The following is a 13,323-nucleotide window of genomic DNA, read 5'->3' as shown; positions in this document are numbered from 1 at the left end:
GTGGAACGGCCGGCGGTCGGGTTCGCGAGTCGCCGCACGTACCGCCGGCTATTACTCGCTCGCGGCCAGTCCGCCCCCATGGACGACTCCCTCCGTCGTCGGCTCGACATCATCGTCGCCCTGCTCGGGATCATCGCCGTCGTCGCGGTCACCGCGCTGTTGCTCTCCTTCGGCGCGGCCGCGATCGCCCCGGCGTTCGTGATCGCTTTCACGGGCGCTCTCATCTCCATTTTCGTCGATGCCGAGCTGTACTGACCGGCTGAGGCGCCGCGTTCGCACAACCGAATCCATTTGAATGACGGCGACGAAAGGGGTCCGATGACAAAGCGACACGTGTCCCTGCCCGACGGTGCCGAGGCCGGGGTCCGAGGGTTCATCGACGAGGTGGACGAGCGGCTTTCCTCGGACGAGGACACCTGTGAGGTCGTCCGCGACGTGCTGATCGACCTCCACGGCGACCGCGAGGCGTGGGAGGCGTGGCAGGATGGCGAGTCGGTGTCGCGCGCCGAGCGCGTCCGTCTTCAGGGGTACGACCCCTGTAACGCGACGCTGGAGTCGGAGTACTACGCCGAGAAGGACGAGGACCGCTTCCAGCGCTCGAAACACCTCCAGTGGCTCTGGCGGCAGTTCGACGCCACGCCGATGGCCGACAACGTCGAGTTCGCGCTCCGCTTCCGCCAGATGCTCGGCAATCACCTGTTCGCCGAGTGCGGCGACGACTGCCGCTTCTTCAAAGGGATCTCCGTCACCTACGGCCACAACATCAAGGTCGGCGACAATGTCGTGATCCACGACGACGTCCACCTCGACGACCGCGGGAAGCTGACGATCGGCGACCGCGCCTCCATCTCCGACGGCGTCCACCTGTACAGCCACGACCACGACATCGTCGACCAGACGGAGGTCCGGAACTTCCACACGATCGTCGAGGACGACGCCCGCGTCACCTACGACGCGATGGTCCGGGCCGGCTGTCGGATCGGCGAGAACAGCGTCGTCGGCGCGCGCTCCGTGGTCCAGGGGGACGTGCCGGCCCACCACGTCGTCGTCGGGTCCCCGGCCCGCAGTGTCCGTATAAAGCCCGGCTGGGAGGAGGCCGCAGACGAGTTGGAGGACGGCCGGCTCCCCGACAACCAGGACGCCCGCGAGATCGAGTACGACCTCCCGGACGACCTCGAACAGTTCGACGAGTTCCAGCGGGATCTCCAGCCGCCGAGCCCGCCGCGCTGAGGGCGCCGTGCGGCCGGCTCCGCCGCGACCGCAGACGACTTCTCCCGTGGTATGTCACCGCACGCCAGTATCATTATTTGCCAGCGGTGCGTACGCGCGAGTGGTGTCTAACACATGACAGGACAACGGATACTGATGATCGTCGGCGACTTCGGCGAGGACTACGAGATCATGGTCCCGTTCCAGGCGCTCCAGGCGGTCGGCCACGAGGTCCACGCCGTCTGCCCGGAGCGCGAGGGCGGCGAGTCGGTCAAGACCGCGATCCACGACTTCCGCGGCGACCAGACGTACCTAGAGACCCGGGGCCACGACTTCGAACTCACCCACGGGTTCGACGCGGTCGATCCGACCGACTACGACGCGCTCGTCGTCCCCGGCGGGCGCGCCCCCGAGTACCTGCGGGGCTACGACGAGGTGCTCGACGCGGTACGGCACTTCTTCGAGGCCGACAAGCCGGTCGCATCGATCTGTCACGGCCCGCAGATCCTCGCCGCCGCGGGCGTGCTCGACGGCTACGAGATGACGGCGTACCCCGCCGTCAGGGCCGAGGTCGAGGCCGCCGGCTGCTCGTGGGTCGACGGCGTGACGACCGACGGGAACCTCGTCACGGGGCAGGCGTGGCCCGACCACCCCGAGTGGATCGCGCAGTTCCTCGATCTCCTCGGGACGGAGATCGACCACGAACAGCCCGCCGCGACGGCGGACTGAGCCCGCGCTTTTTCGATGTCGGACCCCCGCGCCGTCGCCGTCAACGTCGCCGCCAACACGAACGAGCCAGGGTTCCGCGGCCCCGTCTACCCCGACGGCTCCTTCGCGTATGTCCCGATCCCCGAGTCGGCGGCGACGCTGCCGCGCGGGCAGGCCCCGGTCGACGAACCAGTTCCGACCTATGGCGACCTCGACCTCCCGTTCGCGGTCCCGACGGCCCTGCGCGAGACGCCCGTCCACGCCGACCCCGAGTTCCCGGGCGTCCACGGCCGCAAACGCGCGACGTACGGCGACCCGCACGGCGTGAAGGCCGGGCGGATCGCGGACCTCGACCCCGGCAACTGGCTCCTGTTCTACGCGACGCTGTCGCTGCGGCCGCGCGACTGGGCCGGACCGGGCGCGGAGCGACCCGGGGACGAGGGGGCCGACGACCGCGGCGGCGCGTGGCTCCGAGACCGCGGCGTGGCCGTCGACGACGACCTCGCCCCCGACTGGGGCGCGTACCTCTTCGCGGGGATCCGGGTCGAACGCGTGCTCTCGCCGGCGGCCGGCGACGGTGTCGTCGACCGCGCGGCCGCCGCCGCGGCCGCGCCGACCAACGCGCACCTGAAGCGGGACCCGTTCGACGCCCGCGTCGTCGCGGTCGGCGACTCGGACGCGTCGGGCCCGTTCGACCGGGTCGTGCCGCTGAGCGCGCCGGACGCCGGCGCGGACGCGAACCCGATCGTGACCGACCTGTCGAGCGACTCGGGGAAGGGTCCGTGGTGGCGTCGACCCATGGCCTTCGACGAGGCGGCGACCGCGGAGCTGCTGGCGCGGGTCGAGCGAGCGTGACGGGGCCCGACGCGGGTGCCCGTTCCCCTCGCCACCGCGATTTATGAGGCGCGGCCGCGTTATACGGCTCATGAGCGACGACGAACCAATGGACGAGAGCGACGAGGGGACCGGCCGCGCCGCGCCGTCGCGGCTCGGGCGCGTCCTGCTCGGGGCCGGCCTCGCCGCGCAGGCCTCCGAGGACTTCCGCGACATGGAGGACACGATCGAGTACGCCGAGTCGGCGGGCGTCCCGCTGCCGGACGTCGCCGCACCGTTCGCTTCGGGCATGATGATAGTCGCCGGCGTCGGCATCGCGCTCTGGCGGCTCCCCCGGATCGCGACCGGTGCGGCGGTCGCGTTCCTGACGGTCGTGACCGCGACGATGCACGACTTCTGGAACGCCGACGAGGGCGACAAGAGCGGCGAGCGACTCGCCTTCTTCGGCAACCTCGCGATGCTGGGCGGAGCCGTGGTGTTCCTGCGCGAGGCGTACAAGAACTGACCGGGCGCGCCGCGATTTACAGCTCGCCGGCGTCCAGCGGGTCCTCCAGCTGGCCCATCACCGCCTCCATGGCGTCGGTCGCCGTGAGCAGCCCGACAACTTCGCCGTCCGCGACGACGAGGGCGAGCTCCTGCGACTCTGCCTGGAACCGGTCGTAGGCGTCGCTGACGCTCGCGTCGGGGGGAACCGTCACTGGCGGGGCCGCGACGTCCGCGAACGTCAGGTCGCCGTCGCGGAGCGCGTCGAAGCGGCTCACGATCGAGGGCGCGTACACGATCCCCTCGAAGTCGGCCCGGTCCTCGCCGACGAGCGGGAAGCGTGTGTGCGGCGTGTCCCGGATCCGGTCGAGGTTCTCCTCGACCGCCGCCGTCGTCGTCAGCGAGACGATCTCGTCGGGCGGGGTCATCACGTCGGCGACGGTGACCCGGTCCACGTCGAGCGCGCTGAGGACCTCCTCGCGGCGCTCCTCCGGGAGCTCGATATCTTCCATCATCGAGCCGAGGCGGGTGCGGAGCTGCGCGCGCGTCTCCAATACCTCTCCTTCGGCCTCGGTCCACGACCCGGTCATCTCGACGCCGAAGAGGGCGAGCGTCGCCTTCGCGACCCAGTCGCCGAACTTGATCAGCGGGGAGATGGCCCACGCGAACCAGTACAACGGTCGCGCGCCGTAGTTCGCGACCTGCTTCGAGCGCTCGACGCCGAGGTACGTCGGCGTCTGCTCGCCGTGGGTCAGGTGGACCGTGTTGATGAGGAGGAATCCCAGCAGCGAGCCCGCGCCGGCCGACGCGAGGGTCGTGTTCTCAAACAGCGGGGCGAAAAGCGCCGCGAGCCCCGGCTCGGCGACGATGCCGAGCGCGATGCTCGTGCCGGATATCCACACCTGGCAGGTGGTGAGGTAGAACTCCAGGTCGTCGGTCATATCCCAGGCGCGCCGGAGTCCAGGGGTGTCCATCTCCGACTCGGGGTACTGACGGAGGCGCGTCAGGCCGAACTCGACGGCGACGAAGTAGGCGTTGATCAGGATGAGGAGGACGCCAGCGGCCACGCGGAGGGCGATCTCGGTCGGGGGCATCGCGGTCGCGAGCGGGATCATCGTCTCCCGGTCCCCGTCCGACCGTGAAAAGGGTTCAGGCCGCGACCGGCCGAGCTTACTCGTAGTCCTCGTACGTCGGCAGCCCGTCCTCGGGCGGGAACTCCTCGACCGGGACCGTCGTCTCGTCGCCGCTCGCCATGTCCTTCACCGTGTACTTGCCGTTCTCTAAGTCGCGCTCGCCGACGACCACGACCGTCTCGGCGTTGATCGAGTCGGCGTAGCCCAGCTGCGAGCCGAACGAGCGGTCGGAGACGTCCTGTTCGACCACCACGTTGTCCCCGAGCGCACGGAGGTCGCTCGCGAGCGCGGCCGCCTCGCCCCGCGTGTCGCCCACGCTGAGCACGTAGTAGTCGGTCGAAAGCTCCTCGTCGGGCCAGACGCCGGCGCGCTGACACAGGAGCTTGAGCGTCGCGTGGCCGGGGGCGACGCCGACCGCGGGCGTGGGCTGGCCGCCGAAGCTCTCGATGAGGTCGTCGTAGCGCCCGCCGCCGAAGACGGAGCGGGACACCTCGCCGGTGGAGTCGAAGCACTCGAAGACGACCCCGGTGTAGTAGTCGAGCCCGCGGGCGGTGGTCAGCGACACCTCGCAGAACTCGCCCGCACCGAAGTCGTCGGCCGCGGCGAGGACGTTCCGGAGGTTCTCGACCGCGTCCTCGACCGACTCGTCGCCCGCGTCGGCGACCGCGTCGAGGTCGTCGACGGTGTCCACGTCGGAGATGAGGTCGTCGAAGTCGCGCGCCGTGTCGCGGGCGAGACCCGCGTCCGAGAGGAGTCCGACGTACTCGGCGTCGTCGACCTTCGCGCGCTTGTCGACCGCGCGGATCGCGGCGGCGGTGTCGACCGCGTCGGGGTCAGCGGCGAGCGACCGGACGAGGCCGCCGAGGATGTCGCGGTGCGAGACGCGGAACTCGAAGTCGTCGCCGGTGAGCCCGAGGTCGGTCAGGGCGTCGGCGGCGGTCGCGAGCACTTCGGCGTCGGCCTCTGGAGCCGAGGAGCCGAACACGTCGATGTTGGTCTGGTAGAACTCGCGGAACCGGCCCTGCTGGACCTGCTCGTAGCGCCAGAACGGCCGGGTGGAGACCCACTTGATCGGCTTCGACAGCTCCTGACCCTTCTCGACGACCATCCGCGCGACCGTCGGCGTGAGCTCCGGGGTCATCGAGACGCCGCGGCCGCCCTTGTCGTCGAAGGCGTACAGCTCTTCGACGATCTCCTCGCCGGACTTGTCCACGTACATCTCCGTCCGCTCCAAGGCGGGCGTGGCGATCTCGCGGAAGCCGTGCCTGGCCGCCGCGCCCTCGATCGCGTCGGTCACCTCGCGGCGGGCGGACTGCTCGCCGGGGTAGAAGTCGCGGAAGCCTTTGAGGCCGTCGTACATGACCGCCGGTTCGGCGAGCGCCCGCTTGAAAGCATCCCTTCGGGCCGCCCGGGAGCGGTCGCGGGACCGAGAGGCCGGTTAGGGGACCCGCGTCCGCGGGTAGATGGGGTCGTCGTCGACGGGTGCTGTTCGGTCGCCGGTCGGTTCGTCTGGAGCCTCCGCGTCGGGGTCGGCGGGCGACTCCGGGACTCGAGTCCGGGTCGCTATCGGGCGAGCGGCGGAGGACTCGGCCTGTTCGTCGAGTGCGTCGAGGCGGTCTGTCGGGGCGTCGCGTCGGTCTTCGGCCATCGCGTTCGATCCGTGTGTCCGAACGCGGGAAACGGGAATCGCACAGTAGCGAGGGCCTTTAACTGGGACCGCCGGTCAGTCGGTCCGCCCGTGGACGTACGTCTGGTCGTGGTCCGGGAACACCTCGCCGACGGTCCCTTCGCCGTACTCGTCGGCGATGAGCGTCCGGAGCTCGTCCTCGTAGTCAGCCTTCGGCACCTCCTCGCTCGGTCCCTGCTGGACGTCGAAGGTGGCGTCGACGAGCTGGTCGACCGCGTGGCGGCCGAACCCGGAGAGAGGAGAGATGTAGTCGATGTCGTTGCGATCTTCGAGGCTCTGCGCCTGCGCCCGCGACACCGTGGGGACGCGGTCGTCGCGGCGGGTCCCGTCCGCGATGGCGTTGACGTCGAGGGCGGCGATGGCCTCTAGCGCGTGCTCGTGGACGCGCTGGATCCCGTTCCGGGGGTAGCCGTCCGCGACCATCGTCTCGGCGGCGCTCTCGGCCACCTCACCGTCGAGGTTGACGCGCTCGAACGAGAAGCCGAGCTCGGTGGCCGCCCGCTCGGCGTGCTCCCAGTCGTCCGTGAGCCCGAAGCTCCCGGTGACACAGCGGACGTCGTAGAACCGGTCGAGCAGGTGGGCGGCCAGCGAGGAGTCTTTCCCCCCGCTGTACAGCAGCGCGAGCTCCATTTACCGGCGGCGGATGTCGAAGCTCTTCTGCTCGGGCTGGAGCTCTTTGAGCAGGTCCCGCATCTGGTCCTCGTCGATCTGTCCCTGAATGCGTCCGCTCTGCGCCAGCGCGGCGACCTGCTTTTTCACCTTCTCGCCGAACTGCGGCTTCGACATCTCGACCGCGTTGAGCCGCTGGCGCGCGCCGTCGGTCAGGTACTGTTTCAGCACCGCCTCCTGCTGTGCCTCGGCGCGCTCTTGGGCCTGCTGTTGGGCCTCGGCGGCGTCGCCCTCGCCGCCCTGGCGCTCGCGGAGCTCCTCCATCTTCTGTTCGCGCAGTTCCTCGAGCCGTTCGTCGTCGGGGTTCCCGCTCATACGCTCCCGTTCTCGGTCCGTGCGAAAAACCATTTCGGAGGTCGCGACCCGCGCGGAACGGCCGGATTCGGCCTCGCACTCGTCGGGCGCCGCGGGGGCGGTCCGCGCCGTTTAAACGGATCCTCGGCGTAGCCGCGTCCAATGAGCGACTCGCGGGAGTTCTGTCCGCGCTGCGGCGACCCGGTCCCCGAGCGGCGCGACCCCCTTCCGGGCGAGCCGCGCGGGCGAGACGCGCTGCTCTGCGACGACTGCTACTTCGAGGACTTCGACCTGGTCGACGCGCCCGACCGGATCGAGGTGCTGGTCTGTTCCGGCTGCGGCGCGGTCAGGCGCGGCGAGTCGTGGCGCGACGTCGGCGCGCGCGACTACACCGATGTCGCCGTCGACGAGGTCGCGGAGGCGCTCGGCGTCCACGTCGACGCCGAGGAGGTCGAGTGGGGGGTCGAGCCCGAGCAGGTCGACGAGAACACGGTCCGGATGCATTGCCGGTTCTCCGGCGTGGTGCGCGGCACCCTCCGCTCGGCGGAGGTGACGGTCCCCGTGAAGATCTCGCGGGGGACCTGCGACCGCTGCGGGCGCATCGCCGGCGGGTACTACGCCGGGATCGTCCAGGTCCGCGCGGACGAGCGCGACCTCACCCCGGGGGAGCGCGCCGAAGCGCTCGACATCGCGGAGTCGTACGTGGCCGACCAGGAGGCCGACGGCGACCGCGAGGCGTTCATCACCGAGGTGAACGAGACGGACGACGGGCCGAATATCAAGCTCTCCTCGAACCGGCTCGCGCAGAACGTGGCGACGCGGATCACCGACTCGCTCGGCGGGAGCTTCGAGTCGTACCCGACGCTCGTCACCGAGGACGGCGACGGCAACGAGGTGTACCGCGTCACGTTCGCGGTGCGGCTTCCGAAGTACGCGGAAGGCGAGATCGTCGACCCCGAGGACGGCGACGGGCCGGTCCTCGTCACGGGCGTCTCCGGCCGGCTCCAGGGGGTCCGGCTCGCTACGGGCGCCGAGTACACCTCCGCGTTCGCGGACGCGGAGGCCCCCGACGCGACCCGGCTCGGTACCCGCGAGGACGCCGCGGAGACGACCGTGGTGACCGTAGAAGACGAGAACGCGATCCAGGTGCTCGACCCGGTCACCTACGAGGCGAAGACCGTCCCGAACCCGACGTTCGTCGACGACGACACGGACGCGGTGCTCGCCTTCGAACACGGCGGCGACGTCCACCTCGTGCCCGACGAGGGGGCGGCGCGGACCGCGGAGTCGGCTCGGAGCGGCGACTGAGGCGGCTCGGAGGACTTAGCCGAGCGCGGTTCGGAAGCGAGCGAACGGCGGCAGAACTGATCGTTCGTTGAGAGCGGTCGCGAAAGCGGTCGGCGAGGCGGCGTCCCCGGAAGCGGGGGAGCGCCGCTCAGTCGGCGCGAGCGGGCTGCTCCTGGCCGAGCGCGGCGGCGCGCTCGGACTCCGTTACCTCGATGCCGCGGCGTTCGAGTTGCTCGATGAATTCGGCCTCGCTGAGCCCTGCCTGTGCGGCCGCCTGCGACAGCGTCAGGGTTCGCGCACCGTACAGCGTCAGCGCACTCGACAGCCCGTTCGTGGCCATACACCCAGTAGTCGCGTGAGGGATTATGAAGGTTACTACTTCATTGAGGGACCTGATACACCTTATACGATATATATTAGCAGCCGATCGGAACCGGGATTGTAATACGTCGGTCGGCGCGCTCCGCTCGCCCGCAGGAGTTATACCGCCCTGTGGCAGACACGCGGGTATGGACAGACAACAGCTCATGGCGCTGTTCTTCGCGCTCCTCATGGTGAGCTCGATGTTCGCCTGGGGCGTCTCGCTGCTGTAAGTGGCCGGCGCCGCGGCCGCCTCGCCGAGAGCGCGCTCGCGCCGCCCGGCAGCCGTCGCTCCTCGTCTGTGGTCCCTCTCTGCTCTCCGCGAGAGCGTCGTGCGGTCCGTCAGCCGTCGCCCCACACGTCGGAGAGCGGGTGGTCCTGACGGCGCTCCGCGTCCCGCTCGGAGCGGGTGCGGACCGAGTCGTCGCTCCCTCCCGGGCCGTCGGCGGTCGTGTCACCGTCCTCGCCGCCGCCGACGCCGCGTGACGGAGTAGTCGCGCCGCCACCGTCGGCCTTCCCGGAGCGCCGGTCCCGCCGCCGTCCGGAGCCGGCCGTAGCCGACGGGGACGCGTCGATGCCCGCCAGCGCGGCGCCGGGGTCGAACGCCGGCAGCGACAGGGTCGACATCGCGTCGATCTGGTCGCGGAACCACGACGGGGTGTCGGCCGCGGCGCGCTCGAAGAGGTCGAGCAGCGAGTCGTCGGCGAGGTACGTCGCGCCGTAGTCGTCCGGGGCGCGGACGACCCGACCGCACGCCTGGATCACGGTGCGCAGCGCCGTCCGGTGGTACCACGCCCACTGGCCGTCCTCGAGCCGGCGGGCCACCCGCGAGTCGTTCGTGTTCCGGTACGGGGCCTTACACACCACCTGCCACCGGCACAGGTCGCCCTTCAGGTCCAGCGCCTCCTCCATCTTCACGGAGACGAACACCTCCGGGTCCGTGCTCGCCTTCCACGCCTCCAGCTCGGTGTCGCGATTGCGCCTGTCGTGACGGCGAACGCGCGCCGCGACGCCGAACTCGCCGAGGCGCTCGGTGAGCCGCTCCGCGATGTCGTACGAGTGCGCGTGGATCAGCCCTTTCTCGTCAGGATGCTCGGCCATCAGCCGGACGATCAGGCGGGCGATCTTCGGGACCGTTTCGTCGCGGTGCTCGTAGGTCATCGACCCCTGCGTCACGTCGTACAGCGGGCGGTTCGCGAGCGGGAAGGTGTGCTCGACGTCGACGAGGGCGACGTCCGCGGGGTCGAGGCCGACGCCGCGGCAGAACGCCTCCTTCGAGAGGATGGTCGCCGACAGCAGCGCGAACCGGTTCCCGCGGTCCCACACGGTGTGTCGCAGGTATCGCGCGGGGTCAAGCGGCTTGATCTCGATCGTCGACCCCTCGCCGCCCGGCTGGTCGACAACCCACGAGGTCGGCGACTGGGGGTCGCGGTAGTCTTCGAGGAACCAGCCGAGTTCGCTTATCAGCTCCTGGAGCCGGTCGCGGCGCGCGACCTCCTCGCGGTCGAGTTCCCGGCCGACCAGCTCGTCTTTCGCGCGGATCGCCACGTCGCGGAGCGCCTCGAGGAACCGCGCGGTCCGATCGAGCGCGTCCTCCTCGGGGCCCGCGTCGGCCGCGACGTCGGGGACGCCGACGTCGTCCCACACCGGGACGCGCTCCGGCGAGATCTCGATCGTCGCGTACATCTCGGCCCACTCGGCGAGCCCGTGCGCCTCGTCGATCACGACCGCGTCGCGCTTCCGGAACACCTCGGAGCCGGCGGTGCGCATGAAGTACGCGAGGGTCATCGCCGCGAAGCGGTTCCCGGAGGCGATGGCGCGGTCGGAGAAGTACGGGCAGCGGTGCCGGATCGAGCAGTCAAACCCCTGCTGGCGCGCGCAGGGGGCGCGGTTTACGGGCGTGTCGTGCTCGCCGGGGAGCACGCAGTCGTAGTTCGACTTCCCGCGGATCACCGCCAAGTCGTCGAGGAGGTCGTCGGCCTCGACGTCGTCGATCTGCGACACCTGCGGGGTCGTGTAGTACGCGCCGGTCGCCTCGCTGGGGGCCGCCTCGCCCGCGGTCGCCGCCGCGCCCATGATGGCGCGGGCCAGCAGCGACTTCCCGCTACCCGTCGGTGCGCGCACCAGCACGACCTCGTTGCCCGCCGCGAAGGCGTCGCGGATGTCGGCGAGCGCCCGCTCCTGCGCGCCGCGGAAGCTCGGCGCGGGGAACTCGGCGGGGATCCGGGTCGGGTCCACACGACGCCCTCGCGCGCTGGCGGAATTAAATCCTCGCTTGGCGGTCAGACGCGGCACCGTCGCGGGGTCGAGCCCGACCCGCGGCGAGGGTCGCGTCGCGCCGACGGTCGCGCGTCCGCCGCGCCAGACCCCAGTAGCTATTGGTGGGCGGAGGAACGATGGGGACCCAGAGCGATGAGCGACGACGGGATCCTCGGGTCGCTGTCCGTCGTGGGCCTGCTGAGCCTCTGTTGTATCGGCTTCGGCGGACTGGCCGGCGGCGCGGCGCTGGTCGGCGGCTCCGCCTCGGTGAGCGCGTTCGCGACGGGCGCGACGAGCGCCCGCGGCGCGCTCATCTCCGGGGGCGTCACGTTCGGGACGGTCCTCCTCGCCGCCGCGGTGATCCGCTGGCGGCTGAACCGGTGACGGCTAGCGGGCCGTCGGCGACTACTCCTGACTGTGCCTCTCAATGTTCTCCCAGACGACGGCCATCAGCTCGCCGGTCTTCGCCACGAGGTCCTCGACAGCGGCCTCGTCGACGCCGGCGGCCGACGCGCAGCCGAGGTCGCGGATCGCCTTCGTGGCCGACACGTGGTGGACGTGGACGCGGTCGTCGCCGGCGCGCTCGTACACGACGGTGGTACAGGGGAGCATGCCGGCGAGCGTGGGGTCGATCCGCAGCGCGTCGTACGCGATCTCGGGGTGACAGACGACGATCAGCGCCGTCCGCTCTGCGTCGTCGTGACCGAGCATCCCCTCGATCATCTCGTCGAGCCGCGTGACGCGCACCGTCTCGAAGTCGGCGAGCTCGTGTTCGAGCTGGACGAACGGCACCGCGTCCTCGAAAGTCAGGTCGACGGTCGTGTGGAGCGCCTCGTCAGCGGTGGGGGCGGGGTGTGCGGCGTCGCTCATGGGAACCGCTCACACCCCACCGCGGTAAATCCGTTTCGCCGCCTCAACACCTGCCGCTACCTCGAACGTCGCCGCGACGGCCGGCGGGGCTTTAGCCGGCGAGCCCGAGGTCAGTACCATGACCGACGACCGCCGTCGCTGGCGACGCGCGAGGGCTCACCGAGGAGGGGCGCCTCGGGACCCAGAGAGAGAGACGACGCCCGTTCCACCGCGGCCGAGCCGCGACCGTCGAAGGGGGCCGCGCTCGCCAACGACGATCGAACGAACCCGTTCGCCGAGGGCGTCGACCGGCGCCGGCTGCTCCGCGCCTCGGGCGGGGTCGCCGCGGCGGCGCTCGCCGGCTGTTCGGGCGGCGGGGGCGGAGCCGGCGATGGGGGCGGCGAAGCGCGCCCCACGGTGTTCGCGTTCAACAACGGCGACCGGACGGTGAGCGTCATCGATCCCGAGCGCGACGAGGCGGTCGCGACCGCGTTCCTCGACACCACGGCGTCGTTCCCGGCCAACCAGTACTCGACCGGGCCGGACGGCGCGTACGACGTGCTGTGGCTCAACGTCGCCGGCGGCGTCCACGCGTTCGACCAGGGGACCCTGGAAGAGCTCACCTTCGTCGAGACGGGCTTCGGCCCGAACTACCCGAACGTGACCCCGGACGGCGATCACCTCCTGATCGCGTCCGGCGGCACGACAGGGCTCGACCCCGACCCGGACGACCCTGCCGACCACGCTATCTTCCGCGTCGACGCCGACCGCGAGAGTGGCCCCTTCGGCGAGGTGACGGGCGAGATGCGGACCGGCTACGTCGGCCCCTGCGACGCGACGCTCGGCCCGGACGGCGAGTACGGCTTCGTCGCCGACATCGCCGACGAGTCGCTCCGCGTGGTGCGCGTCGACCCCTTCGAGACGGTCGCGCGCGTCGACGCGGGCGAGCCGGTTACCAACGGGAAGGTGCTCCCGTTCATGTGTACCGCGACGTTCGACGGGGAGTACCTCCTCGTCGAGAACGGCCAGGGGACCCTCGGGAGCGACCCCGCGGTCCCGCGCGAGGGCTCCGAGAGTGTCTGGGATGTCTCCGACCCCGAGGCCCCGGCGGAGGTGGCGAAGGTCACCCGCGACGACGGGCTCCCGGGCGCGCCGATTACGAGCGAGGTCGACCCAGACAGCGAGGCGGCGTACCTCCTCATCCCGGGCGAGGGCGTCGGCGTGATCGACCTGGAGACGTTCGCGTACGAGACGACCATCGATGTCGGCGGGAGCGCCATCGCCGCCGCGTGGGGACCCGACCGCGAGAAGCTGTACGTGCCGGTCCAGGACGCGAACCACGTCGCCGTGGTGGAGCACGCCTCCCGGTCGGTGGTCGCGACGATCGAGGCCGGCGAGGCGCCGACGGGAGCGGCGGCGGGCACCGTCAGGCCGGCCGGAAGCGCCGTCAACGACGTCCGGGCCACGCTCGCCTCGCTCGGGCTGCCGCTCGGCGGCATGGAGGCGACGTTCTGTATGGGCGACCACTGTTACTGCGGCTGACGGTCGCAA

At 70.9% G+C, this 13,323-nt stretch carries 16 protein-coding genes; 8 read left to right on the top strand and 8 right to left on the bottom strand.

Annotation, left to right across the window (positions count from 1 at the left end):
* Window positions 1–78: 78 nt before the first annotated feature.
* The 5 genes from ABNG04_RS02145 (at window position 79) to ABNG04_RS02125 (ending at window position 3,256) form a co-directional block, all read left to right on the top strand.
* Window positions 79–255, top strand: a complete 177-nt coding sequence (locus ABNG04_RS02145) for a hypothetical protein (protein ID WP_371159633.1) — start codon at window positions 79–81, stop codon at window positions 253–255.
* A gap of 63 nt (window positions 256–318) precedes the next feature.
* Window positions 319–1,230: an acyltransferase gene (locus ABNG04_RS02140; protein ID WP_371159631.1), complete on the top strand. Its 912-nt coding sequence runs from the start codon at window positions 319–321 to the stop codon at window positions 1,228–1,230.
* A 114-nt stretch (window positions 1,231–1,344) separates the two neighbouring features.
* Entirely contained in the window at window positions 1,345–1,938 is a 594-nt protein-coding gene (locus tag ABNG04_RS02135) for a DJ-1/PfpI family protein (protein WP_371159630.1), read from the top strand.
* A 15-nt stretch (window positions 1,939–1,953) separates the two neighbouring features.
* Window positions 1,954–2,772: an Nmad3 family putative nucleotide modification protein gene (locus tag ABNG04_RS02130; RefSeq protein WP_371159628.1), complete on the top strand. Its 819-nt coding sequence runs from the start codon at window positions 1,954–1,956 to the stop codon at window positions 2,770–2,772.
* Between the two features lie 70 nt (window positions 2,773–2,842).
* Window positions 2,843–3,256, top strand: a complete 414-nt coding sequence (locus tag ABNG04_RS02125) for a DoxX family protein (RefSeq protein WP_371159626.1) — start codon at window positions 2,843–2,845, stop codon at window positions 3,254–3,256.
* Between the two features lie 16 nt (window positions 3,257–3,272).
* On the opposite strand, the gene ABNG04_RS02120 is transcribed toward ABNG04_RS02125, so the two are convergent.
* The 5 genes from ABNG04_RS02120 to ABNG04_RS02100 all read right to left on the bottom strand — a co-directional run bounded on the left by ABNG04_RS02120 (window position 3,273) and on the right by ABNG04_RS02100 (window position 7,038).
* Window positions 3,273–4,349 (bottom strand): CNNM domain-containing protein, encoded by a 1,077-nt coding sequence (locus ABNG04_RS02120; protein WP_371159624.1) that lies wholly within the window; start codon window positions 4,347–4,349, stop codon window positions 3,273–3,275.
* A gap of 55 nt (window positions 4,350–4,404) precedes the next feature.
* A complete protein-coding gene (gene hisS / locus ABNG04_RS02115) occupies window positions 4,405–5,727 on the bottom strand; it encodes a histidine--tRNA ligase (protein ID WP_371159622.1) in 1,323 nt (440 codons plus the stop codon).
* A 78-nt stretch (window positions 5,728–5,805) separates the two neighbouring features.
* Complete coding sequence (locus ABNG04_RS02110) at window positions 5,806–6,015, bottom strand: hypothetical protein (RefSeq protein ID WP_371159621.1); 210 nt, start codon at window positions 6,013–6,015, stop codon at window positions 5,806–5,808.
* 75 nt (window positions 6,016–6,090) lie between these two features.
* Window positions 6,091–6,684 carry a DUF7411 family protein gene (locus ABNG04_RS02105; RefSeq protein ID WP_371159620.1) on the bottom strand — a complete coding sequence of 198 codons (594 nt, stop codon included), beginning with the start codon at window positions 6,682–6,684 and terminating at the stop codon, window positions 6,091–6,093.
* Window positions 6,685–7,038, bottom strand: a complete 354-nt coding sequence (locus ABNG04_RS02100; protein WP_049930504.1) for a DNA-binding protein — start codon at window positions 7,036–7,038, stop codon at window positions 6,685–6,687.
* 141 nt (window positions 7,039–7,179) lie between these two features.
* Between ABNG04_RS02100 and ABNG04_RS02095 the strand changes: the two genes are divergently transcribed.
* Window positions 7,180–8,325: a 60S ribosomal export protein NMD3 gene (locus ABNG04_RS02095; protein ID WP_371159618.1), complete on the top strand. Its 1,146-nt coding sequence runs from the start codon at window positions 7,180–7,182 to the stop codon at window positions 8,323–8,325.
* A 127-nt stretch (window positions 8,326–8,452) separates the two neighbouring features.
* On the opposite strand, the gene ABNG04_RS02090 is transcribed toward ABNG04_RS02095, so the two are convergent.
* Together ABNG04_RS02090 and ABNG04_RS02085 are read right to left on the bottom strand one after the other, a co-directional pair.
* Window positions 8,453–8,644, bottom strand: a complete 192-nt coding sequence (locus ABNG04_RS02090) for a DUF7317 family protein (RefSeq protein ID WP_006112842.1) — start codon at window positions 8,642–8,644, stop codon at window positions 8,453–8,455.
* Between the two features lie 362 nt (window positions 8,645–9,006).
* Window positions 9,007–10,902, bottom strand: coding sequence for a helicase C-terminal domain-containing protein (locus ABNG04_RS02085; protein ID WP_371159616.1), 1,896 nt, complete (start codon window positions 10,900–10,902; stop codon window positions 9,007–9,009).
* 174 nt (window positions 10,903–11,076) lie between these two features.
* Between ABNG04_RS02085 and ABNG04_RS02080 the strand changes: the two genes are divergently transcribed.
* Window positions 11,077–11,307: a hypothetical protein gene (locus ABNG04_RS02080; RefSeq protein ID WP_371159614.1), complete on the top strand. Its 231-nt coding sequence runs from the start codon at window positions 11,077–11,079 to the stop codon at window positions 11,305–11,307.
* A gap of 21 nt (window positions 11,308–11,328) precedes the next feature.
* On the opposite strand, the gene ABNG04_RS02075 is transcribed toward ABNG04_RS02080, so the two are convergent.
* Complete coding sequence (locus ABNG04_RS02075) at window positions 11,329–11,793, bottom strand: DUF302 domain-containing protein (protein WP_371159612.1); 465 nt, start codon at window positions 11,791–11,793, stop codon at window positions 11,329–11,331.
* A gap of 138 nt (window positions 11,794–11,931) precedes the next feature.
* On the opposite strand from ABNG04_RS02075, the gene ABNG04_RS02070 reads away from it, so the two are divergent.
* Complete coding sequence (locus ABNG04_RS02070) at window positions 11,932–13,314, top strand: YncE family protein (RefSeq protein ID WP_371160744.1); 1,383 nt, start codon at window positions 11,932–11,934, stop codon at window positions 13,312–13,314.
* Window positions 13,315–13,323: the final 9 nt, after the last annotated feature.

This window comes from Halorubrum miltondacostae (assembly GCF_041379815.1).
Taxonomy (GTDB): Archaea; Halobacteriota; Halobacteria; order Halobacteriales; family Haloferacaceae; genus Halorubrum; species Halorubrum miltondacostae.
Note: the sequence above shows the minus strand (reverse complement) of the source record. Positions and strands in the feature narration are given on the sequence as shown.